The sequence below is a fragment of the Streptomyces sp. NPDC056503 genome, assembly GCF_042794995.1.
Classification (GTDB): Bacteria; Actinomycetota; Actinomycetes; order Streptomycetales; family Streptomycetaceae; genus Streptomyces.
The window spans coordinates 1-17,683 of the sequence record NZ_JBHTST010000160.1 but is presented as its reverse complement, the minus strand read 5'-3'; the positions used below and the strand labels follow the sequence as shown (position 1 = coordinate 17,683).

Annotated in this window: 18 protein-coding genes and 3 riboswitches; of the genes, 7 read left to right on the top strand and 11 right to left on the bottom strand. The window is 74.5% G+C overall.

Going from position 1 to position 17,683, the window contains the following annotated elements; translation table 11 throughout:
- Positions 1 to 90 precede the first annotated feature (90 nt).
- Both metE and ACFQ8C_RS32490 read right to left on the bottom strand, forming a co-directional pair.
- Positions 91 to 2,409: a 5-methyltetrahydropteroyltriglutamate--homocysteine S-methyltransferase gene (gene metE / locus ACFQ8C_RS32495; RefSeq protein ID WP_383464691.1), complete on the bottom strand. Its 2,319-nt coding sequence runs from the start codon at positions 2,407 to 2,409 to the stop codon at positions 91 to 93.
- Between the two features lie 162 nt (positions 2,410 to 2,571).
- Positions 2,572 to 2,794, bottom strand: a riboswitch (cobalamin riboswitch).
- A complete protein-coding gene (locus ACFQ8C_RS32490; protein WP_383464688.1) occupies positions 2,790 to 3,410 on the bottom strand; it encodes a histidine phosphatase family protein in 621 nt (206 codons plus the stop codon). (Overlaps the previous riboswitch by 5 nt.)
- 161 nt (positions 3,411 to 3,571) lie before the next feature.
- Positions 3,572 to 3,650: riboswitch (cobalamin riboswitch) on the top strand.
- A 56-nt stretch (positions 3,651 to 3,706) separates the two neighbouring features.
- Here ACFQ8C_RS32490 and ACFQ8C_RS32485 point away from each other — a divergent pair.
- Together ACFQ8C_RS32485 and ACFQ8C_RS32480 are read left to right on the top strand one after the other, a co-directional pair.
- Positions 3,707 to 3,934: a CbtB-domain containing protein gene (locus tag ACFQ8C_RS32485; protein ID WP_383464685.1), complete on the top strand. Its 228-nt coding sequence runs from the start codon at positions 3,707 to 3,709 to the stop codon at positions 3,932 to 3,934.
- Between the two features lie 16 nt (positions 3,935 to 3,950).
- Positions 3,951 to 4,787, top strand: coding sequence for a CbtA family protein (locus ACFQ8C_RS32480; protein WP_383464683.1), 837 nt, complete (start codon positions 3,951 to 3,953; stop codon positions 4,785 to 4,787).
- 32 nt (positions 4,788 to 4,819) lie between these two features.
- Here ACFQ8C_RS32480 and ACFQ8C_RS32475 read toward each other — a convergent pair whose 3' ends face one another.
- A complete protein-coding gene (locus ACFQ8C_RS32475) occupies positions 4,820 to 5,200 on the bottom strand; it encodes an ArsR/SmtB family transcription factor (RefSeq protein ID WP_383464680.1) in 381 nt (126 codons plus the stop codon).
- Positions 5,201 to 5,295: 95 nt separating this feature from the next.
- On the opposite strand from ACFQ8C_RS32475, the gene ACFQ8C_RS32470 reads away from it, so the two are divergent.
- Both ACFQ8C_RS32470 and ACFQ8C_RS32465 read left to right on the top strand, forming a co-directional pair.
- Positions 5,296 to 7,296: a heavy metal translocating P-type ATPase gene (locus tag ACFQ8C_RS32470; protein WP_383464677.1), complete on the top strand. Its 2,001-nt coding sequence runs from the start codon at positions 5,296 to 5,298 to the stop codon at positions 7,294 to 7,296.
- The gene (locus tag ACFQ8C_RS32465; RefSeq protein ID WP_383464674.1) at positions 7,296 to 7,715 is read left to right on the top strand and encodes a (2Fe-2S) ferredoxin domain-containing protein; all 420 of its coding nucleotides are present in this window, start codon (positions 7,296 to 7,298) and stop codon (positions 7,713 to 7,715) included. The genes ACFQ8C_RS32470 and ACFQ8C_RS32465 overlap by 1 nt, the downstream gene beginning before the upstream one ends.
- A gap of 50 nt (positions 7,716 to 7,765) precedes the next feature.
- On the opposite strand, the gene ACFQ8C_RS32460 is transcribed toward ACFQ8C_RS32465, so the two are convergent.
- The 5 genes from ACFQ8C_RS32460 to ACFQ8C_RS32440 form a co-directional block, all read right to left on the bottom strand.
- A complete protein-coding gene (locus tag ACFQ8C_RS32460; RefSeq protein WP_383464671.1) occupies positions 7,766 to 9,730 on the bottom strand; it encodes an ABC transporter permease in 1,965 nt (654 codons plus the stop codon).
- Positions 9,731 to 9,817: 87 nt separating this feature from the next.
- On the bottom strand, positions 9,818 to 10,639 hold the full coding sequence (gene modA, locus ACFQ8C_RS32455; protein ID WP_383464669.1) for a molybdate ABC transporter substrate-binding protein: 822 nt from the start codon (positions 10,637 to 10,639) through the stop codon (positions 9,818 to 9,820).
- Between the two features lie 92 nt (positions 10,640 to 10,731).
- Positions 10,732 to 11,124 carry a molybdopterin-binding protein gene (locus ACFQ8C_RS32450; RefSeq protein ID WP_383464666.1) on the bottom strand — a complete coding sequence of 131 codons (393 nt, stop codon included), beginning with the start codon at positions 11,122 to 11,124 and terminating at the stop codon, positions 10,732 to 10,734.
- Between the two features lie 94 nt (positions 11,125 to 11,218).
- Positions 11,219 to 11,731 (bottom strand): molybdopterin-dependent oxidoreductase, encoded by a 513-nt coding sequence (locus tag ACFQ8C_RS32445; RefSeq protein ID WP_383464663.1) that lies wholly within the window; start codon positions 11,729 to 11,731, stop codon positions 11,219 to 11,221.
- A 178-nt stretch (positions 11,732 to 11,909) separates the two neighbouring features.
- Positions 11,910 to 12,308, bottom strand: coding sequence for a molybdopterin-binding protein (locus ACFQ8C_RS32440; protein ID WP_383464660.1), 399 nt, complete (start codon positions 12,306 to 12,308; stop codon positions 11,910 to 11,912).
- 100 nt (positions 12,309 to 12,408) lie between these two features.
- Here ACFQ8C_RS32440 and ACFQ8C_RS32435 point away from each other — a divergent pair, with 100 nt between their 5' ends.
- Positions 12,409 to 13,041 carry a hypothetical protein gene (locus tag ACFQ8C_RS32435; RefSeq protein ID WP_383464657.1) on the top strand — a complete coding sequence of 211 codons (633 nt, stop codon included), beginning with the start codon at positions 12,409 to 12,411 and terminating at the stop codon, positions 13,039 to 13,041.
- 52 nt (positions 13,042 to 13,093) lie between these two features.
- On the opposite strand, the gene ACFQ8C_RS32430 is transcribed toward ACFQ8C_RS32435, so the two are convergent.
- Together ACFQ8C_RS32430 and ACFQ8C_RS32425 are read right to left on the bottom strand one after the other, a co-directional pair.
- Positions 13,094 to 14,269, bottom strand: coding sequence for a phosphoribosylaminoimidazolecarboxamide formyltransferase (locus tag ACFQ8C_RS32430; RefSeq protein ID WP_383464693.1), 1,176 nt, complete (start codon positions 14,267 to 14,269; stop codon positions 13,094 to 13,096).
- A gap of 16 nt (positions 14,270 to 14,285) precedes the next feature.
- A riboswitch (ZMP/ZTP riboswitch) is annotated at positions 14,286 to 14,371 on the bottom strand.
- Positions 14,372 to 14,453: 82 nt separating this feature from the next.
- A complete protein-coding gene (locus tag ACFQ8C_RS32425; protein WP_383464653.1) occupies positions 14,454 to 14,726 on the bottom strand; it encodes a hypothetical protein in 273 nt (90 codons plus the stop codon).
- 298 nt (positions 14,727 to 15,024) lie between these two features.
- On the opposite strand from ACFQ8C_RS32425, the gene ACFQ8C_RS32420 reads away from it, so the two are divergent.
- On the top strand, positions 15,025 to 15,324 hold the full coding sequence (locus ACFQ8C_RS32420; RefSeq protein WP_383464650.1) for a DUF1876 domain-containing protein: 300 nt from the start codon (positions 15,025 to 15,027) through the stop codon (positions 15,322 to 15,324).
- Positions 15,325 to 15,539: 215 nt separating this feature from the next.
- On the opposite strand, the gene ACFQ8C_RS32415 is transcribed toward ACFQ8C_RS32420, so the two are convergent.
- Entirely contained in the window at positions 15,540 to 16,160 is a 621-nt protein-coding gene (locus tag ACFQ8C_RS32415; protein WP_383464648.1) for a CBS domain-containing protein, read from the bottom strand.
- Positions 16,161 to 16,348: 188 nt separating this feature from the next.
- Here ACFQ8C_RS32415 and ACFQ8C_RS32410 point away from each other — a divergent pair, with 188 nt between their 5' ends.
- Entirely contained in the window at positions 16,349 to 17,641 is a 1,293-nt protein-coding gene (locus tag ACFQ8C_RS32410; RefSeq protein ID WP_383464645.1) for a YncE family protein, read from the top strand.
- Positions 17,642 to 17,683: the final 42 nt, after the last annotated feature.

Below are 17,683 nucleotides of genomic sequence, written 5' to 3'. Positions count from 1 at the left end.
TTTTTTTACTTCGCTCGGTTGGGGTGGGGGGGGCCCGGGGGGGGGGGGGGGGGCCCGCCCCCGCCCGCCCCCGCCGTCTCGGGCGGAGGGTCAGGACGCGGGCAGCTCGCCGCGGAGGGCCCGGGCCGCCGCGACCAGGTGCTCCAGCGAGGCGCGGGTCTCGGGCCAGCCGCGGGTCTTCAGGCCGCAGTCGGGGTTGACCCAGAGCCGTTCGGCGGGGATGGCCTCGAGTCCCGCGCGGAGGAGCGCCGTCGCCTCCTCCGGCGAGGGGACGCGGGGGGAGTGGATGTCCCAGACGCCGGGACCGGCCTCGCGCGGGTAGCCGTGCTCCGCGAGCTCGTGGGCGACCCGCATGTGGGAGCGGGCGGCCTCCAGGCTGATGACGTCGGCGTCGAGGTCGTCGATCGCCCGCACGATGTCGCCGAACTCGGCGTAGCACATGTGGGTGTGGATCTGGGTGTCCGGCCGTACCCCGCTCGTGGTGAGGCGGAAGGCCTCCGTCGCCCAGGCGAGGTAGGCGGCGCGGTCGGCGGAGCGCAGTGGCAGGGTCTCGCGCAGGGCGGGCTCGTCGACCTGGATCACCGGAGTCCCCGCCGCCTCCAGGTCGTCGACCTCGTCGCGCAGGGCGAGGGCGACCTGGCGGGCGGTGTCGCCGAGGGGCTGGTCGTCGCGGACGAACGACCAGGCGAGCATGGTGACCGGGCCGGTGAGCATGCCCTTGACCGGCTTGGTGGTGAGGGACTGGGCGTACGCCGTCCAGCGCACCGTCATGGGTGCCGGGCGGGAGATGTCGCCGGCCAGGATCGGCGGGCGGACGTACCGGGTGCCGTACGACTGCACCCAGCCGTGCCGGGTGGCGAGGTAGCCGTCGAGCCGCTCGGCGAAGTACTGCACCATGTCGTCGCGTTCGGGTTCGCCGTGGACCAGGACGTCGAGTCCGGTCTTCTCCTGGAAGGAGACCACCTCCCGGATCTCCGCCCTGATGCGCTCCTCGTAGCCGTCGGTGCCGATCCGTCCGGCCCGCAGGTCGGCGCGGGCGGCGCGCAGCGCGGAGGTCTGCGGGAAGGAGCCGATGGTGGTGGTCGGGAGCAGCGGCAGGCCGAGGCGGGCGCGCTGGGCGGGGGCGCGCTCGGGGTACGGCCGCGACCTGCTGCCGTCCGCCCCGGTGACGGCCCCGGCCCGGGCGCGCACGGCGGGAACGCGGGTGAGGGGGGACCCGGCGCGGGAGGCGAGCGCGGCGCGGTTGGCGGCGAGTTCGCCGGTGATGGCGCCGGTGCCCTGGGCGAGGCCCGTGGCGAGGGTGACGACCTCGGCGGTCTTCTGCCGGGCGAAGGAGAGCCAGCGCAGGATCTGCGGATCGACGTCCTTCTCGGCCGTGGCGTCCAGCGGCACGTGGAGGAGGGAGCAGGAGGCGGCGACGTCGACGCGGTCCGCGAGGCCGAGGAGGGTGCCGAGGGTGGTGAGCGACCTCTCCAGGTCGTCGACCCAGATGTTGCGGCCGTTCACCACGCCCGCGACGAGTCGCTTTCCGGGCAGGCCGCCGACGGCGGCGAGCCCTTCCAGATGGGCCGCCGCCGGCTCGGTGAAGTCGAGCGCGAGGCCGTCGACCGGCGCCTTGGCGAGGACGGGGAGGGCGTCGCCGAGGTGGCCGAAGTAGGAGGCGACGAGGAGCTTCGGCCGGTCGGTGAGCGCCCCGAGCGCGCGGTAGGCGCGGGCGGTGGCGTCCAGTTGGGCCGGGGTGCGGTCCTGGACCAGGGCCGGCTCGTCGAGCTGTACCCACCGCGCGCCGGCCGCCCGCAGGTCGGCGAGGACCTCGGCGTAGACGGGCAGCAGGCGGTCCAGGAGGGTCAGGGGTTCGAAGTCCGCCGCCACCCCGGGGGCCGGCTTGGCCAGCAGGAGGTAGGTGACCGGACCCACCAGCACGGGCCGTGCGGCCGGGCCGAGGGCCAGGGCCTCCTTCAGCTCCGCGACCTGCTTCGCGGAGTCCGCCGTGAAGACCGTGCCAGGTCCCAACTCGGGTACGAGGTAGTGGTAGTTGGTGTCGAACCACTTGGTCATCTCCAGCGGTGCCACGTCCTGGGTGCCCCGCGCCATGGCGAAGTAGCCGTCCAGGGCGTCGGTGGCCACGGCGTCCCGGTGGCGGTCGGGGATCGCGCCCACCATCACCGTGGTGTCCAGGACGTGGTCGTAGAGGGAGAAGTCGCCGGTCGGCACCTCGGTGATGCCGGCTTCGGCGAGCTGCCGCCAGTTCGCGCGGCGCAGTCCGGCGGCGGTGGTCCGGAGGGCTTCGGCGGTGACCCGGCCCTTCCAGTACCCCTCGACCGCCTTCTTCAGTTCCCGGCCCTGCCCCTGACGGGGGTAGCCGTACACGGTGGCCCGTGCTGCCGCGGCTGCGGACTTCGTGGTCACGGAGATCTCCTTCGCGAGACGGATCCCTGAGGTCCGGGGACCTGACCAGGCGCGAGGAGTGACCGGAGACGGAGGGTGCGCCCGCGTGTGACACGGCGCGGTCGTCCGCTCGTATGGTCGCCGACCCGCCCTCGAGGTCACCGGATGACCGCGCGCGGAATCGTCCGCGTGCGGGCAACGGGCAGGTCTTCGGACTCGCGGGCGCGCCCTCCTTCCGGAGGACTCCTACTGGCCGTCGCTTCCCAGGCCCGGTACGTCGGACCCAGTGCGTATGACGGCGGTCGTTCCCACTCACCGCTGCGGGGCAGTCCCGGATTCCCACCGGGTTCCCTCTTGCGACGCTCCCGCCTGGCGGGCGGGGCGAACCAGCTGCGCCGTCATCATACGGTCCCCGGGAGCGGCGGCCGCTCCGAGGACGTGCCCGCGCGCGGCGACAGGGGCCGTCCGCTCACCACGTTCCACCGGCCGGCCCGGCCGCTCAACTCCGTTGCGCTCGAAGGGCGTACGTCCACCCGCCAGAAGGCGGCGTCGCCGGCGCCGAGCGCGTGGACGACGGCGGCGCGCACGACGTCGGGCTCCACCACGGCCACGACCCGCCCCGGCGACCCGTCCCGGAGGGAGTCCAGCCAGGCCCCGACCCGGAGCCGGAGGTCCCGGACCGACTCCCCGCCGTGCGGTGCGGCGGCGGGGTCGGACAGCCAGCGGGCCACGCCCTCCGCCTCGGTGGCGGCGACGTCGTCCAGCGTCCGGCCGCGCCACCGGCCCATGGCGCAGCCGGCGAGCGCCGGGGTCGGCACCGCCCGCTCCAGCCCGAGGGCCCGCGCGGTGTCGCCGCAGCGCCGGGACGGCGAGGCGAACGCCGTGACGTCCGCGCCGAAGACGCCTGCCGCGGCCCTGGTCCGCGCCTCGCCGTCCGCGTCCAGCGGCCCGTCGTCGTCGAAGCGGACCTGCCGCAGCGCCTCGCCCGCGGCGGGGGAGACGAGCGTCACCCGTGTGGTCATCGGTCCCTCGGTCCTCTCGCGGGCGGTTCCGTGCCCGTGTCCGGGCCGCACCCTAACCCGCGGTCGCGCACGGGGAGTGATCCATCACTCACCCCCTTGGCGGGATGTCATGCACGCGGTACGTTCTCGGCGACATCTGAACAACGTGACGACGGCGAGACGGAAGTCCGGTGGGAAACCGGCACGGTCGCGCCACTGTGAGTCGCCGGGCCCCGTGCGGGGCGTGGCGGCGAGTCAGACCCGTGGACCGTCGTCAGCACCACCATCTGGGCGCGTGTTCCCGAGGAGGTTCCACCATGGCCGAGGCCGTCGTCTCCGCTGCCGTATCCACCCCCGCCGTACCCGTTCCGGCTTCGCTGCCGGTGCGCGCGGTGCTGCCCTGGGCCGTCTTCGTCGGCCTTCTGGCCCTGATCGCCCTCTACTTCGTCGGCGCCGAGCAGGGTGCCACGTCCGTCTTCGCCGGTGAGACCGTGCACGAGTGGGTCCACGACGGACGCCACCTGCTCGGCTTCCCCTGCCACTGACGGGGGCCGTGAGCACATGTACGCCTCCACTGTCAGAGGTCTGCTGGTCCGCGGCATGCTCGCGGGCCTGATCGCCGGACTCTTCGCCTTCGCCGTCGCCTACGTGGTGGGCGAGCCGCCCGTCAACGGCTCGATCGCCGTCGAGGAGGCCCAGGCCGCCCAGGGCGCCGAAGCCGCCCAGGGGTCCCACGCCGGACACGGCGCCGCCGCCACCGGGGCCGGTGAGGAAGAGGAGGAGGCGGTCGGCCGCCCCGTCCAGTCGACCTTCGGTCTCGCGACGGGCGTCCTGGTCTACGGCGTGGCGCTGGGCGGCATCGCCGCCCTGGCCTTCTCCTTCGTCCTCGGCCGCGTCGGCCGCTTCGGCCCCCGGGCGACGGCGGCCCTCACGGCGGCGGCCGCCTTCACCACCGTCTACCTGGTCCCGTTCCTCAAGTACCCGGCGACCCCGCCGGCCGTCGGGAACCCGGACACCATCGGCAAGCGCACCACGCTGTTCTTCCTGATGATCCTCCTGAGCGTGCTGCTCGGCGTCGCCGCGGTCATCGCAGGCCGTCGCCTGGCGCCCCGCCTGGGCAACGGGAACGCGACCCTGGTGGCCGCCGCCGGATTCGTCGTCGCCACGGGCGTCGCCTTCGTGTTCCTCCCGGCCAACGACGACGCCGTCAAGCCCGGGTTCCCCGCGGCCCTGCTGTGGGAGTTCCGGCTCGCCTCCGTGGCGGTCCAGCTGGTCCTGTGGGCGGTCTTCGGGGTCGTCTTCGGCCTCCTGGCCCGGCGTCTCCTCACCGCCCGCCCCGTCTCCGCCGCCGCGACCCCGGCGGACCGCCCGGACCGGACGGCCCCGTCCCTGGGCTGAGGGGAGACCGACCGCCGCCGACCGCCCCGGGACTATCCGGTGGCGGTCGGCGCCGTCGGTTCGGCGGGCAGGTCGCGGACGCCCAGGCGCAGGTGCTCGACGTGGTGGAGCGCCTGGTCGAGGAGTTCGGCGACGTGGTCGTCGTAGAGGGCGTAGACGATCGAGCGACCGTGGCGCTCACCGGCCACCAGGCCGAGGTTGCGCAGGAGGCGGAGCTGGTGGGAGCAGGCCGAGGGCTCCATGCCGACGGCCGTCGCCAGCTCGCCGACCGAGGAGGGGCCTTCGCGCAGGCGCGCCAGGATGTACAGCCGCGAGGGCGTGGCGAGGGCCTGGAGGGTCGCGGCGACGTCGGTGGCGCCGACGGCGTCGAGGCGCTCGCGGGTGGTGCTGGTGGCATGCGGTCCGTGGCCCATGGGACCATGATACGGATGACACATGAAGACCTGTTCATGCATTCCTGTATGGTGAGCACCCCTCGCCCCGTCGACCCGTGAAGGGTTGCCTCGTCATGTCTTCCGTCCTGGAGCGGCCCCCGACGGCCGCCACCGGCCGGGACCGGGTACCGCCACGGCGCACCCGCGTCCTGGCGCTGCCCGAGGCCCGGTGGGCGCTCGCGGCGCTCGTGCTGTTCCTGGCCGCCCTCCCCCTCCACCTCCTGGACGCGCCGGCCTGGCTGTGGGGCCCGCTGTTCGCGGCCGCCTACGTCACCGGCGGCTGGGAGCCGGCCTGGGAGGGGCTGAAGGCCCTCAAGGACAGGACCCTGGACGTGGACCTGCTGATGGTGGTCGCCGCGCTCGGCGCCGCCGCGATCGGCCAGGTCCTCGACGGCGCGTTGCTCGTCGTCATCTTCGCCACCTCCGGCGCGCTGGAGGCCGTCGCCACCGCCCGGACCGCCGACTCCGTGCGCGGCCTGCTCGACCTCGCCCCGGAGACGGCGACCCGGCTCGCCGACGACGGCACCGAGGAGACCGTTCCGGCCGACGCCCTCGCCGTCGGCGACGTCGTCCTCGTACGGCCCGGGGAGCGGATCGGCGCCGACGGCCGCGTGCTCGACGGCGCGAGCGACGTCGACCAGGCGACCATCACCGGCGAACCGCTGCCCGTGGGCAAGCAGCCGGGCGACGAGGTGTTCGCCGGCACCCTGAACGGCACCGGCGCCCTGCGGGTACGGGTCGCGCGCGACCCCTCGGAGTCGGTCATCGCCCGGATCGTGGCGATGGTCGAGGAGGCCGCCGGGACCAAGGCGCCGACCCAGCTCCTCATCGAGAAGGTCGAGCGGCGCTACAGCCTCGGCATGGTCGCCGCCACCCTGCTGGTCTTCGCGATCCCGCTGCTCATGGGCTCCGACCTCCGGTCCACCCTGCTGCGGGCGATGACGTTCATGATCGTCGCCTCCCCGTGCGCCGTCGTCCTCGCCACCATGCCCCCGCTGCTCTCCGCGATGGCCAACGCCGGCCGCCACGGCGTCCTGGTGAAGTCCGCCGTCGTCATGGAACGCCTGGCACAGGTCGACGCGGTCGCGCTCGACAAGACGGGCACCCTCACCGAGGGCACCCCGCGCCTGACCGACCTGCGCCCGCTGGAGGACTCCGGCCTCGACGGGGACGCGCTCCTGCGTCTCGCGGCGGCGGCCGAGCACCCCAGCGAACACCCCCTGGCGGGCGCGGTGGTGGCCGCCGCCCGTGACCGCGCGCTGGACCTGCCGCCGACCGAGGACTTCGCCTCCACCCCCGGCACCGGCGTCACCGCCACGGTGGACGGCCGCGCCGTCGCGGTCGGCAGCCCCGCCCGGCTCCTCGACGACCCCGCCCACCCGGCCGCCGCCCTCGCCGCCGCGCTGGAGGAGGACGGCCGCACCGCCGTCGTGGTCACCCTCGACGGCCGCCCGGCCGGCGTCCTCGGCATCGCCGACCGGCCGCGCCCCGAGGCCGCCGCCGCCACCCGCGCCCTCGCCGAGCTGACCGGCCGCACGCCGATCCTGGTCACCGGCGACAACCCGCGCGCCGCCGCCCGCCTCGCCGCCGAGGTCGGCATCACCGACGTACGGGCCGGACTGCTGCCCCAGGACAAGGTCGCCGTCGTCCACGGACTCCGCGACGGCGGCGCCAGGGTCCTGGTCGTCGGCGACGGCGTCAACGACGCCCCCGCCCTCGCCGCCGCCCACACCGGCATCGCCATGGGCCGGGCCGGCTCCGACCTCGCCCTGGAGACCGCCGACGCCGTCGTCGTCCGCGACGAACTGACCGCCATCCCCACCGTGGTGAACCTCTCCCGCCGGGCCCGCGGCCTCGTGGTCCAGAACCTCGTCATCGCGGGCACCTTCATCGCCGTCCTGGCCGTCTGGGACCTCGCCGGCACCCTGCCCCTGCCGCTGGGCGTCGCCGGCCACGAAGGCTCCACCGTCCTCGTCGGCCTCAACGGCCTGCGCCTGCTCGCCGACGGCGCCTGGCGCCGCGCCCGCCCGACGCCCCACCCGACAGACCACCCGACGACCCTCCAGGAGACGTGATGAGCCGCCGCGCGGACAAGCGGAAGAAGACGGCCCCCGCCGGAGCGGGGGCCGCCCCGTGCACGGTCACCGTGTGCCGCGGCTGCTGCTGCGGCACGCCCAAGATCCCCGGCGTCGACCACGCCGCCCAGCTCGCGGCCCTGCGCCGCACCGTGCCGGACGGGGCCCAGGTCCGGGTCACCGGCTGCCTGGACGCCTGCGAGCAGGCCAACGTCGTCGTCGTCCAGCCCTCCGCCGCCGGACGGGCGGCGGGCGGGCGGCCGGTCTGGCTCGGCCTGGTCAACGACGAGGACGCCGTCCAGGACATCGCCGACTGGATCGAGGCCGGCGGCCCCGGCCTCGCGGAACCGCCGGGCGTCCTCGACCTCTACGCCTTCAGCCCCTCCCGCCGCGTCCGCGCCGAACTGCCGGACGGCTAGCTCGGCTCCCGGGGCGGGCAACCGGTCCCGCCGTACCCCTCCGCAGGCGCTCAGAGCGGTACGACGGTGGTCTCGGTGGCCTTCACGCTGGTCCACACGGACACCCCGTCGGCCAGACCGAGTTCGGCGGCGGCCTGGGGGGTGATCTCGGCGACGAGGTCGGGCGCCTCGGCCGAGGTGACGAGGACGCGGAGACGGCTGCCGCTGCTCGTGATCTCGCGCACGGTGCCGGGCCAGACGTTACGGGGGCTGCCCGCGGGCCTCTCGCGGTGCACCGACACCGCCTCGGGCGCGACGATCGCGAGCGCCGGGGTGCCGGGCGGTGGCGGCTCGGCCGCGACGAGGACGCCGCCGCCGTCGAGGGCGAGTCCCTCCGCGGTGGCCGTGCCGGGCCAGGCGTTGCGGCCGAGCATCCGGGCCACCCAGGGGGAGCGGGGGTGGCGGGTGACCTCGGTGGGGGCGGCGTCCTGGAGGGCCCGGCCGCCGTCCAGGACGAGGACGCGGTCGGCGAGCGAGACGGCCTCGACCGGGTCGTGGGTGACGATGAGGCAGACGCCGCCGAAGCCGGTCAGGTGGGTGCGCAGGGTGTGGCGGACGTGCGCCCGGGTGGTCTGGTCGAGCGCGGCGAGCGGCTCGTCGAGGACCAGGAGCCGGGGGCGGGCGGCCAGCGCCCGGGCCAGCGCCACGCGCTGCGCCTGGCCGCCGGAGAGCTGCGCGGGCTTGCGGTGCCCCAGGTGTCCGACGCCGAGGCGGTCGAGCCACCCCTGCGCCTCGCGGCGGGCCTCGGCGCGGGCGACGCCCTGGCTCCGCAGGCCGTACGCGGTGTTGGCGAGGGCCGTCATGTGGGGGAAGAGGGCGCCGTCCTGGGGGACCCAGGCGACCCGGCGCCGGTGCGGCGGCAGCGAGGTGACGTCCTCGTCCCCGAGCCGGAGCTCCGCGTGCGCCCGGGGGGTGAGGCCCAGCAGGGCGCGCAGCAGGGTGGTCTTCCCGGCGCCGTTGGGGCCGACGACGGCGATGGTGGTGCCCGGGTCCGCGTCGAGGGTGAGGACGGTGAAGCCGGTGACCTCGGCGTGCAGCGCCCAGTGCTCGGGGGAGCCGGCGGGCCGCTCGGACACGGGAGGGAGGGGAGCCCCGGGGGACAGCGGGGAGTGGGGGGACGGGACGGCGGCAGGCTCCTCGGGAGGCGCGGGGCGGCCCCGCCTCCGCTCCACCGGGGTGCCGGTCCAGCGGCCGCGCAGGGCGACGAGCACGCCCATCGCGATGGCGAGCAGCAGCAGAGAGACCGAGGTGGCGGCCTCGGGCTCCTCCTGGAGGAGCAGGTAGACCTGGAGGGGCAGGGTCTGGGTCGTCCCCGGCAGGTTGCCCGCGAAGGTGATCGTCGCGCCGAACTCGCCGAGCGCCCGCGCCCACGTCAGTGCCGCGCCGGCGATGACGCCGGGCGCCACCATCGGCAGGGTGACGGTGAAGAAGACCCGGACCGGCGAGGCCCCGAGGGACGCCGCCGTCTCCTCGTACCGGGGCCGCAGTCCACCGAGCGCGCCCTCCAGGCTGATGACGAGGAAGGGCATGGCGACGAAGGTCGCGGCGAGGACGGCGCCGGAGGTGTGGAAGGGGAACGTGATCCCGAAGGTGTGCTCCAGCCAGGGCCCGAGGAGGCCGCGCCGTCCGAAGGCGAGCAGCAGCGCCACGCCGCCGACGGTCGGCGGCAGCACCATGGGGAGCAGGACGAGGGAGCGGACGAGCGCCTTGCCGGGAAAGGGGACCCGCGCCAGCAGCCAGGCCAGCGGCACTCCGAGGAACAGCGAGAGGCCGAGCGCCCAGAAGGACACCACGAGGGACAGTCTCAGCGCCTCGACCGTGCCCGGCGAGGTCAGGTGGTCGCCCAGCTCCCCCCATTCGGTCCGGACGAGGATGCCGATCAGCGGCAGCGTCAGGAAGGCCACGCCGAGCAGCGCGGGCAGCGCCAGCGTGAGGGGCGGGCGGCCCCCGGGGGTGCGTGCGCCTGCTCGTTTCATCGTCGGTCCCAAAGGCAGAGAAGGGGGCAGGGGCTGTCCGTTCCCCCGAAGCGGACAGCCCCTCGTGATCCGTGTGTTCCCGGCCGGTTACGGCTTCTGGAAACCGGCGTCCTGGAGGATCTTCTGTCCTTCGGCCGAGGACAGCCAGGCGACGAACGCGGCGGCGGCCTCGGCGTTCTTCGAGTCCTTCAGGGTGGCGGCCGGGTACTTCGCGAGGGCGTTCTGGTCGTCGGGGATCTCGACGGCGTCGACCTTGTCCGCGGCGCTCGCGGCGTCGGTCTTGTAGACGAGGCCGGCGTCGGCCTCGCCGAGCTCGACCTTGCTGAGCACGGCGCGGACGTTGGGCTCCTGGGAGACCGGCTTCACCGTGACGTGCTGCCGGTCGAGGATCTGCTTGCTGTACTTGCCGGCCGGGACCTCGGGCGCGGCGAGGACGACCTTCAGCTTGGTGTCGGCGAGGTCCTTCAGGTCGTCGACCTTGTGCGGGTTGCCCTCGCCGGTGGCGATGACGAGCCGGTTCGTCGCGATGATCGCGGGGGTGCCGGTGTCGGCCTTCACCTTGTCCATGCTCTTGGTGTCGGCGGTGACCAGGACGTCGGCGGGCGAGCCCTGCGAGACCTGGGCGACGAGCTCCTGGGAGCCGGCGAAGGAGAAGGTGAGCTTCGTGCCGGGGTGCGCCTTCTCGTACGCGGCTCCCGCCGTCTTGAACACGTCCGTCAGGGACGCGGCGGCGAGCACGGTCAGGTCGGCGGCGGGCGCGCCGTTCGCGGCGCCGGAGGTGGTGGCCCCGCCGGTGTCCTTCTTGCCGCCGTCGTCGCCGCTCGAACAGGCGGCGAGCGGGACGAGCAGGGCGGCGGTGAGCGCGGCGGCGGTGGCACGGCGTCTGGTGAGGGTGAGGGTGAGGGCCATGGGGACGGAACTCCTTGACGAGGAACGGAAGGTGCGGAACGCGGCCGGCCGCGCCGACGGCCGCGGTGCGGGGTGTGCTGCGTGAGCGGTGGTCAGGTGCGGTCGATGTGCACGCTGGTCGACTTCACGCGGGCGGTGGCCTGCATGCCGACTTCCAGTCCCAGTTCCTCCACGGCCTCCCGGGTGAGGAGGGAGACGAGGCGGTGCGGACCGGCCTGGATGGTGACCTGGGCCGCGATGTCGCCGAGCTTGATCGCCGTCACGATCCCGGGGAACGCGTTGCGGGCGGAGGTGTACGACGCGTCGTCGTCGTCCTCTCCCTGCGCGATCTCCACGGAGAACGCGGCGAGCGACTTCCCGTCGATGACGCGCCGACCGCTCTCGTCGCGGTGGGTCGCGACCCGGCCCGCGTCGGCCCAGCGCCGCGCGGTGTCGGGGCTGACGCCCAGGAGCCGTGCGGCCTGCCCGATGGTGTAGGACTGCATGTGCGACACCGTAGGGCGAGATCGCTCTCATCTGCAACAAGTTCGTGGGTCCCTCCATCGCGTCTGAGATCCCGCTTGGAGGAAGGTACGGCCCTCATGCGCGCGCTCCTCCGGCGGGGCTCGGAGGCGCGGCGGCGTGGTGGGGTCCCACCCAGATGCCGGTGACGGAGCTGACGTACCGGGCGCCGCACCGGTCGGACGGGACGACCAGCTGGGTGCCGGCCGCGTCGAGCTCCGTCCCGTCCATGCGGGTGGCGAGGAGGACCGGGGCGTCGCCGAAGTCGGCGTCGATCTCGGCCCAGGACAGCACGGTGTGGTGGCCGTCGGCGCCGCTCACGGCGAGCAGGAAGCGGGAGCGTTCCTTGCGGCGGGCGGGATCGAAGACCGGGCGCGCGTCCGCGACGACCCGGCGCAGCAGCGGGCCCTCGAAGACGTGGTGCTGGGGCCCGGCGGTGGCGCAGTCGAAGACGACCTCGGCCCGGTGCGGGGTCCAGCGCCGCCGCAGATCCGCGACCGTCAGCAGGGCGGGCAGGGCGACGTCCCCCCACACGGCGAATGCCCCCGGCCGGGCCGTGGTCGTCTGTGGCGTGGAGCTGAGCAGGCTCATCGGCGATCCCCTTCGGGTCCCTGGGCGCCGGTACGGCGACCGCGCCCAGTGATACCCGAACTCAGGGGGTGAGAACCGTCGATGCGACCCTGAACCGCTCTCTTCGCTCGTTATTGTGAGCTTGCTACGAGGGGTGCCCTCACATTTTCCGTACCCACGTCCAAGCGTCCCGGGGGCTCTACGGCAGGTCGATGTGGACGCTGGTGGACTTGACCCGTGCCGTCACGGTGACGCCCACGTCCAGCGCCAGCTCCTCGACGGCCTCCCGCGTCACGAGCGAGACCAGCCGGTGCGGCCCCGCCTGGACCTCCACCTGTGCGGCGACGTCGTCGACCCGCACCGCGGTGACGATCCCCACGAAGGAGTTGCGTACCGACGTCCGGGCGTCTTCCTCCGGTACGGCGTGGAGGCCGGCGCCCCGCTCCTCCGCGAAACGGGCCAGCCCGACGCCGTCGATGACCCGGTTGCCGGAGCCGTCCCGGTCCATGCGCAGCCGGCCTCCGTCCGCCCATCGGCGAACGGTCTCCGAACTCACTCCGAGCAGCTTCGCGGCCTGCCCAATGCTGTACGACGGCACGGCTGCACTCTAGGCCACGTCACCCGGGTCGGCGCCCACCGACCCGGCTTCGCGACAGTAAGAGCTGTCGTCACAGGCGATCGACAGTTATGCTTGTCGCATGAGCGATGTGGCAGGGGCGGGAATCCCGACCCCCGACAAGACCGACGACGACTTCTGGGCCGCCTTCTCGAACCTGCTGGAGCCGCCCTGGAACGAGCCCACCCAGGACGACGCCTTCACCATGGACGAGCGGGTCCACGAGACGGTCCGCGCCCTCGCGGAGCGGATCTCGACCCGGCTGCTGGCCTACCAGGCCGCGGGGAAGGAGCACGACCCGGTGCTCATGGCCGCGCCCGACGTGCAGCTGGCGGTCCTGCGGGCCCTGTACGAGGCCAAGCGGTCGGTCGACCGGCTCGCCGAGTCCGCCGCCACCGTGGCGGGCCGCAGCGGCGCGAACTACGCCCAGCTCGGCGCCGCCTGGGGCGGGATCAAGCGCCAGTCCGCCCGCCTCAAGTGGCCTCACGCCGTGGTCAGGAAGTCCTCCGCCGAGTCCATCCCGCTCCACTACGCGGGCGGTACCGCCGTCGTGCACCACGACCCCGACGCCGACGCCTGGTGGTACGCCGCCACCGCCGCGGACCAGGCGGAAGAGGAGTCCCAGCCGGTCCACGGCACCTACGCGGAGGCCATCGCGGGAGCGACCGAGTTCCTGCTCGCGCACGCCCTGCCCGACCGCCGGCCACCCGCCTGAACCGGACGCCCGGGCGGGAGCGCTCCTGCCCGGGCGGGGCGGCCGGGCCGCCTCAGTGGTGGAAGAGGCGCAGCCCCGTCCGGGCCAGGGTGACGCCCAGCTCCCGGCAGGCGTCCTCGACCTCGCCCGACCGGATCGAGCCGCCGGGCTCGGCGATGGTGGTGACGCCGTGCCGGTGGGCGTGGTCGACGTTGTCGCGGAAGGGCAGCGAGCCGTCCGAGACGAAGGAGACACCGGTCAGCCGGGCCAGCCACGCGGCCCGCTCGCCGGGGGTCGGCTCGCCCGGTTCGGCGGTGACGGAGGCGCGGAGGCGGTCGCGTTCGTCCGCGGTGAGGTCCCCCTCGACCAGTCGGATCCGCCAGTTGACGCGGTCCTGCCGCCGGACGCCCGGAAGGAAGTCCAGCTCCTGGACGAGCGGGTGCCGGCGCAGCCACCAGGTGTCGGTCTTGGCCCCGGCGAGGCGGGTGCAGTCGACCCGGGACTGCTGGCCCGCGCCGATGCCGAGGGTCTGGCCGCCGCGTACGTAGCAGACCGAGTTGGACTGGGTGAAGCGCAGCACGGCGAGCCCGAGGAGGACGTCGGCGCGGGCCTCGTCGGTGAGCGTGCCGACGGGCACGTCGGTCAGGACCTCCGGGCCGAGCGGGACCCGGTCGCGGTCCTGGGAGAGGCGCAGGCCGAAGACCTCGCGGGACTCCGACGCGGGCGGTTCGAAGCCCGGATCCGCCTCCATCACCAGGAAGCGGCCGTTCTTCTTCTTCGCCAGCGTCTCCAGGACGCCGGGCGCGTACCCGGGGGCGACGATCCCGTCCGAGACGACCCGGGTGAGGAGCTCCGCGAGCTCCTGGTCCACCTCGTGCGAGACGGCGACGAAGTCCCCGTACGAGGACTTCGGGTCGGCGTCCCGGGCCCGCAGGTAGGCCCCGGTGAGGGCGCCCACGGAGGCGGGGTCCACGCCGTGGGGGCGGGCCGCGGCCTCGTCCACCGGGCCCGCGACGGCGACGCCCGCCGGCGACACGTGCTTGAACGAGGCGGCGGCCGGGAGGCCCAGCGTCCGCTCCGCCTCCCGCACCAGCTGCCAGCCGTTCAGGGCGTCGAGCACGTTGATGTACGAGGGCTGCCCCTGGAGCACCCGGAGGGGCACCCGGTCCGGGTCCACGGGGACGGCGTACGCCGTCGACTGCTGGGGGTTCAGGCCGTACCGGAGCCGCATGCCGGTGTCTCCTCGGATCGATGGTGACGACGGGGGAGGACGCCCAGGCGGTCGACGTCGGGTCCGAGGGAGGGGCCGCTTCCTTGTGGTGCTCCACGTTCGCCAGTCACGACCCGCGATCATGGTACAACGCGGCTCTCTGGGGCGGGCGTTGGGGCTTCGGGGCGCGTCGGGCCGTCCGTCGGAGGGGGAGTCCGGACGGTCAGAGGCCGCCCAGGCCGTCGTCCCGGTCCCCGCCCGCGCGACGGCCCTTCTGGGACGGTGGCGCGGGGTGGCGGGACAGCAGGGCGTCGATCTTCGCGAGGGCCGCGGCCGTGGCCATGAGGACGAGGGCGGTGGCGGCGAGGCCGATGCCGACGTGCAGCCCGCTCGCGTTCAGGATCACGCCGATGCCCAGGCTCGCGGGGACCCCGAGGCCGGCCACGACGACCTGGAGCACCTCCAGTCGTTTGCGGGCCCCGAACCGGCCGGCCATAGCGGTACCCCTTCGCCGTGAAGTGTCCGTGCTCCGTGCGGGGGGTGGTTCCCGCGCCGCCGGTGCGGAACACGCGCCTCCACGCGCCGCCCGCGCCCGCCACCGGCGCGCGCCCGTCCCCGCGCGCCGTCCCCGCGCGCGCCCGTCCCCGCGCGCCCGTCCCCGCGCCCCGTCCCCGCGCGCCCCGTCCCCGCGCGCCCCGGCCCCGGCGGGCGGATCCTGGAAGGAGCGGGGGAGCAGCGCCACGGCGCCGTACGACGGCACCGGCGGCGCGGACCGGTGTGCGAGGAGGCAGACCATGACGCGGAACCTGGAGTGGAGGGTCGGCCTGGAGCTCAGCGAGGACGCGGGCCGTACCCAGGCCGAGGCCCGGCTGGACACGGGGACGGCGACCTTCACGGGGCACGGTTCGGCCCGCTGCAACCCGTCGGACACGGACGTGCCGGCGATCGGTGACGAGCTGGCCGCGAGCCGTGCCATGAAAGACCTGGCGGGCAAGCTGATGAGGGAGGCGAACCGCGAGATGGAGGCGGTCGGCGCCGGGACCGTACCGGCGCGCACGGGTCCCGGATACGGCTGGCCGGAGGCGGTCTCCTGAGGGGCGAGGCCGTGTGAGGCGGCCTGCCGAGGCGGTCTCCTGAGACGGTCTTCTGAGAGCCCGCCCGAGGGGCGGAGCCTCCTGGGGAACAGGACCTCCTGGGGAACAGGACCTCCTGGGGAACGGGACCTCCTGGGAGGCCCGCCCGTCCGAGCGGCCACGGTCCGGCCCGCGAGCCGCACTGCTCCCGCCGGGCCGTGGTCCGTGCCCCGGCCCTACGCCTCCGCCTCGGCGCCCGCCTCCGCGTCCGGCGTCTCGACCACCAGGTGGTCGACGACCTCGACCACCCCGTCCACGGACTCGCAGAGCCGCACGAGCGTCGGGCCGAGCTCCTTCCGGCCCAGGGTGCCGCTGAGGGTGACGCGGCCCTCGTCGACGTCGATGTGGACGGCGGCGGGGGAGAGGCCGAGGATGCGGACCACCACGTCCTCGCGGATCTCCTCCTGGATGGAGCGGTCGCGGCGCAGGAAGAGCTGGAGCAGGTCGCTGCGGCTGAGGACGCCGATGAGCCGTCCGTCCGCGTCCACGACCGGCAGTCGCTTGACCCGGTGCCGCTCCATGAGCCGGGCCGCCTCGACGGCCGTCCAGGAGGGGCGGGCGGTGTGCACGGGGCTGGACATCATCGCCTCCGCGCTGCTGGGGCCGCCCTTGGCGGTGTGCCGGCGCAGCAGGTCCGCCTCCGAGACCACGCCCACGGGCCGGTTCTCGTCGTCGACGACGGGGACCGCCGTGATGCCGTACTCGTCGAGGAGCCGCGCGATCTCCTTGAACGGTGTCCCGCGCTGGACCGCGACCGCCGTCGGGGTCATCAGGTCCGCGACACTGCGGTTCCTCATCGTCCGTTCCGTCCCTTCTGCGGGTGATGGTTCCATGATCCCGCATCCGTCCCGGACAGGGTGCGGGCGGGGTGGGGGGAGGCGGGGGAACAGGGGTGCGGGAGACGTCTTGTGGGTGGCGCGGGTCCGTGGTTACCTGCGGGTTACCTCCGGTAAGTCGCTGTCCCCACACGGAAGAAGGCTTCCTCATGCCCTCGGCTCGTACGACCCGGACCCGCCGTCTCGCGGTCGCCCTCGCCGCCTCCCTCACGGCCTCCCTCACCCTCCTCGCCCCCGCTGTCGCCGCCCCGCCTCCCGCCCCCTCGGACGCCGCCCTCCCGGGCGCCGCGGACACGCCCCTGCGCGAGGTCATGTTCGTCGGCAACAACTGGGACGGCACCGCCGATGTCATCGCCTCCCGGGGCGACTTCCACCGCGTCGGCCGCGTCGACGTCGTCCCCGACAAGGAGGAGCGCCTGAGGGAGATCTACCTCAACCCCGTCAAGCTCGCCTTCTTCCTCGGCGTCCGCAGCGGCCCGGGCGAGGGCCACGACCAGTTCGTCGACGACATGTACGCCACCCCCGACGGCGGCTCCATGGTCGTCTCCCGCCCCAGCTTCGCGGACGTGGTCTCCATCGACCTCCGCACCGGCCGGATCAACTGGCGCTTCCCCGTGGCCGGTTACCGCGCCGACCACATGGCGGTCTCCCCCGACGGCACCCGCGTCGCCGTCTCCGCCTCCACCGCCAACACCGTCCACGTCCTCGACATCGCCACCGGCCGTCAGCTCGGCAGCTTCAAGACCGGCGACAAGCCCCACGAGAACGTCTTCACCTCCGACGGTCGGCTCTGGAACATGTCGATCGGCGAGGTCACCACCGCCCTCGACGCGCCCTGGCTCGACTGGACCAAGGGCGACCGGAAGATCACCGTCGTGGACGCGGCGACCTTCGAGACGGTCCGCGTGATCGACATGCGCTCCCGCCTCGACGCCTTCGGCCGCGACGACCTCTCCGACGCCGTCCGCCCCCTCGTCTTCACCCCGGACGAGAAGAAGCTCTACTTCCAGGTCTCCTTCCTCAACGGCTTCCTGGAGTACGACGTGGAGAGCGACCGCATCACCCGCCTCAAGGCCCTGCCGGGCAACCCCGACACCGACCCCGACCGCACCACCTGGGTCAACGACTCGCGCCACCACGGCCTTTCGATCAGCCCGGACGGCAGCAAGCTCTGCGTCGCCGGCACCATGGACGACTACGCCACCGTCGTCGACCGGGCCACCCTGCGGCAGGGGCCGCTGGTCCCCACCAGCAAGCCCTACTGGGCGACCGTGAGCGGCGACGGCAAGGCCTGCGTCGTCTCCGAGAGCGGCGCCGACCGGGTCAGCGCCATCGACTTCGCCACCGGGGAGCGCGTCGCGAGCGTGCCGGTCGGCGACCACCCCCAGCGCGTCCGCCTCGCCCGCGTACCCGCCGACTGGACGGGTCCGGCGACGAACTGACGGGCCATCGGCCGAAACGGGGAAGGAGGGGCCGGCCGGATC

Excerpts from the sequence above, each read along its gene's own strand:
- ACFQ8C_RS32490 (WP_383464688.1), bottom strand. The coding sequence starts at position 3,410 with ATGACCACACGGGTGACGCTCGTCTCCCCCGCCGCGGGCGAGGCGCTG.
- ACFQ8C_RS32485 (WP_383464685.1), top strand. The coding sequence starts at position 3,707 with ATGGCCGAGGCCGTCGTCTCCGCTGCCGTATCCACCCCCGCCGTACCC.
- ACFQ8C_RS32480 (WP_383464683.1), top strand. The coding sequence starts at position 3,951 with ATGTACGCCTCCACTGTCAGAGGTCTGCTGGTCCGCGGCATGCTCGCG.
- ACFQ8C_RS32475 (WP_383464680.1), bottom strand. The coding sequence starts at position 5,200 with ATGGGCCACGGACCGCATGCCACCAGCACCACCCGCGAGCGCCTCGAC.
- ACFQ8C_RS32470 (WP_383464677.1), top strand. The coding sequence starts at position 5,296 with ATGTCTTCCGTCCTGGAGCGGCCCCCGACGGCCGCCACCGGCCGGGAC.
- ACFQ8C_RS32465 (WP_383464674.1), top strand. The coding sequence starts at position 7,296 with ATGAGCCGCCGCGCGGACAAGCGGAAGAAGACGGCCCCCGCCGGAGCG.
- ACFQ8C_RS32460 (WP_383464671.1), bottom strand. The coding sequence starts at position 9,730 with ATGAAACGAGCAGGCGCACGCACCCCCGGGGGCCGCCCGCCCCTCACG.
- modA (WP_383464669.1), bottom strand. The coding sequence starts at position 10,639 with ATGGCCCTCACCCTCACCCTCACCAGACGCCGTGCCACCGCCGCCGCG.
- ACFQ8C_RS32450 (WP_383464666.1), bottom strand. The coding sequence starts at position 11,124 with ATGCAGTCCTACACCATCGGGCAGGCCGCACGGCTCCTGGGCGTCAGC.
- ACFQ8C_RS32445 (WP_383464663.1), bottom strand. The coding sequence starts at position 11,731 with ATGAGCCTGCTCAGCTCCACGCCACAGACGACCACGGCCCGGCCGGGG.
- ACFQ8C_RS32435 (WP_383464657.1), top strand. The coding sequence starts at position 12,409 with ATGAGCGATGTGGCAGGGGCGGGAATCCCGACCCCCGACAAGACCGAC.
- ACFQ8C_RS32425 (WP_383464653.1), bottom strand. The coding sequence starts at position 14,726 with ATGGCCGGCCGGTTCGGGGCCCGCAAACGACTGGAGGTGCTCCAGGTC.
- ACFQ8C_RS32420 (WP_383464650.1), top strand. The coding sequence starts at position 15,025 with ATGACGCGGAACCTGGAGTGGAGGGTCGGCCTGGAGCTCAGCGAGGAC.
- ACFQ8C_RS32415 (WP_383464648.1), bottom strand. The coding sequence starts at position 16,160 with ATGAGGAACCGCAGTGTCGCGGACCTGATGACCCCGACGGCGGTCGCG.
- ACFQ8C_RS32410 (WP_383464645.1), top strand. The coding sequence starts at position 16,349 with ATGCCCTCGGCTCGTACGACCCGGACCCGCCGTCTCGCGGTCGCCCTC.